The organism is Actinoplanes sp. NPDC089786 (assembly GCF_040684855.1).
Classification (GTDB): Bacteria; Actinomycetota; Actinomycetes; order Mycobacteriales; family Micromonosporaceae; genus Actinoplanes.
In genome coordinates this window covers 1-2,259 of record NZ_JBFBGU010000071.1, presented here as the reverse complement: position 1 = coordinate 2,259, position 2,259 = coordinate 1, and the positions used below count along the sequence as shown (strand labels likewise).

The window sequence follows — 2,259 nt, the reverse complement described above, 5'->3', positions numbered from 1 at the left end:
TCGTCATACGACGGCGGCGGCTGAGCGGACACAGCCGGTCAACCTACCAGCCTCCACACTAGACACCCGAACCGCCCGACGACCTATCCAGTCACGTCCAGTTTTGCGGTGGCGTAGGCGACCCGGGGGTTGAAGTTTTTGTCGCGTTCGAAGTCGTCTTGGTCAACTCGGCCCATACGTGCGCCGGCGCTCGAGGTCTGGATCACGGCGGCTCGACTGGTAATGAGCTTGTCCATCAGCAGGCGGGTGAGCAGGAACGGAGCCAGGTGATTAACTTGGAAGGTGGCCTGGAAACCGTCGACGGTCCGAGTTGGTTCGGGGAAGTAGGCGCCGGCGTTGTTGGCCAGCACGTCGACGTGGGCGTAGCGGGCGTCGACGGCTGCCGCCAGCCTCCGCACGTCGTCCAGGCGCGAGAAGTCGGCGACGTGGTGGTCCGCGCCGATCTCTCGGGCGATCGCCGCTGTTTTCTGGGCGGAACGACCGACGATGACGACGTGGTGGCCGGCGTTTGTCAGGCGCCGTGCCGCGGCGGCACCGATGCCGTTGCTGGCGCCGGTGATGACGATGGTTTTAGCCATGTGGTCGCTCCGTTCGTCACTTGCTGGCCGTGAGCACGGCGATGCTCCGGATCCATGTGCCGGTCGTGGCGGTATGCAGGAGGAAGTCGGCGACGTCTGCGCGGGCGATGCGGGGCAGTCCTGGCAGCCGGTCGAGCTCTCGAAGGTCGATAGCGGCGATGTGGCCTGTGCGGGGGCGGTTCGTGAGAACTCCGGGATAAGCCAGGGTCCAGTCCAAGTCGGTGTTGGTCAGTTGATCTTCCCCTGCGGCCTTGTCGCGGAACACCGCAGGTGCGAGGTGGTAACCCAGGCGCATCATGACCGAGGACTTGGGGTAGGAGGCGCCGACCCCGAACGCCGACTGAATCACCAGGCGTCGCAGACCCGTCTGCTCAGTCGCGGCGATGACGGCGCGCATGCTGTCACGGATCAAGTTGTCGGGATCTCGTGACGCACCCACGCCGAGGGTGCTGATGAGCGCGTCGGCCTTGTCGGCTGCGGTTGCCAGAGAGCGAGGATCCCGGACATCGCCGGCAACAGTGCGCAGACCAGGTCGCTCCGGAAGTTTTCCGGGATTCCTCACGAGTGCAGTCACCTCGTGGCCTGCTCGGAGTGCGGCTTCGGTGAGCGGTGCACCCGTGGTACCGGTGGCGCCAAGCAGCAGGAGTCTCATCGCGTCCACTTCCGTTCGTCCTGGGAGCCAGCGTTGTCACGACATGACAAGTGTGTCAGGTCGTGACAGTACTGGCAAGGTGTGTGATGATGGTCTCGATGACTGACCATGCTGAGCGGCTCCAGGACCGCAAACGGCTTGCCGTGCAAAAGGACATCGCCGAAACGGCGGAGCGGCTATTCATGGAGCGCGGCTATGACGCGACGACAATGGATGACATTGCTACCGCATGCGGAATGTCCACCCGGACGGCCTACCGCTACTATCCGACCAAGGACGATATCCTCGTCAGCCGGTTCGCCGGCTCCGCAGACCTGCTCGTCGCCGCTCTCCGATCACGGCCGCACGCTGAACCGGCATGGGTGTCACTACGCGCGGCATTCGAGGGATTGACTCGGCACGTCGACAACCGCACCGACCGCGCGTCCGTTCAGAAACTTCACCAGGCGATTTTCTCGACCCCCGCCTTGCTGGGCCGATACCTGCAACGACTGCACGGAGCGCAGCATGAAATGATCGAAATACTACGCGACCGCTCCGACGGCACTGCGGGAAAAACCATCACTGATGAAGTAGTTTTGGCGGCGACAGTAGGCGCCGCCGTCGCTTGCCTCATCGCAGCGCAGGAAACGTGGAGCCATCAGCAGCACTCGCTATCACTCGCGTCGGTCCTGGATCGAGCTATGGACGGCGTGGCGCCTACCGCCGCATCGATACTCTGACGGTCGGAAACCGAACCGAACGCACTTCTATTCATACCGGCTTGTCGGCGGAGTCGAGGGCTGCTGTTAAGCGGAAGCCGGCGCCAGCCAATCGGCTCAATCGACACCCGACTGAAGATAGCCGACACAGCGCGTGGCGGATTAGCGCACGGATCTGCCGCAGATAATGCGCTCCCGTGGTCGAACCTCGTCACCGAACGTAAGTGGTCAGCCGGCTAGCCCCGCTTTCCGCACGTCGGTGATCGTGGGTGGGTTCGGCGCGGCGGGTTGGTGATGAGGGTGACCGGTGGCAGCGTGTCTGGGTTGT

The 2,259-nt window shown here is 63.8% G+C and carries 3 protein-coding genes; 1 reads left to right on the top strand and 2 read right to left on the bottom strand.

The features are described 5' to 3' along the window. Positions 1–83: 83 nt before the first annotated feature. Both AB0O15_RS47915 and AB0O15_RS47910 read right to left on the bottom strand, forming a co-directional pair. Positions 84–578 carry an SDR family NAD(P)-dependent oxidoreductase gene (locus AB0O15_RS47915; protein ID WP_364334916.1) on the bottom strand — a complete coding sequence of 165 codons (495 nt, stop codon included), beginning with the start codon at positions 576–578 and terminating at the stop codon, positions 84–86. 16 nt (positions 579–594) lie between these two features. Next, the gene (locus tag AB0O15_RS47910; RefSeq protein WP_364334914.1) at positions 595–1,230 is read right to left on the bottom strand and encodes an NAD(P)H-binding protein; all 636 of its coding nucleotides are present in this window, start codon (positions 1,228–1,230) and stop codon (positions 595–597) included. Between the two features lie 86 nt (positions 1,231–1,316). Here AB0O15_RS47910 and AB0O15_RS47905 point away from each other — a divergent pair, with 86 nt between their 5' ends. Next, positions 1,317–1,952 carry a TetR family transcriptional regulator gene (locus AB0O15_RS47905; RefSeq protein ID WP_364334911.1) on the top strand — a complete coding sequence of 212 codons (636 nt, stop codon included), beginning with the start codon at positions 1,317–1,319 and terminating at the stop codon, positions 1,950–1,952. The last annotated feature ends 307 nt before the right edge of the window (positions 1,953–2,259 follow it).

Coding starts and splice junctions, on each gene's coding strand:
- AB0O15_RS47915 (WP_364334916.1), bottom strand. CDS start 578: ATGGCTAAAACCATCGTCATCACCGGCGCCAGCAACGGCATCGGTGCC.
- AB0O15_RS47910 (WP_364334914.1), bottom strand. CDS start 1,230: ATGAGACTCCTGCTGCTTGGCGCCACCGGTACCACGGGTGCACCGCTC.
- AB0O15_RS47905 (WP_364334911.1), top strand. CDS start 1,317: ATGATGGTCTCGATGACTGACCATGCTGAGCGGCTCCAGGACCGCAAA.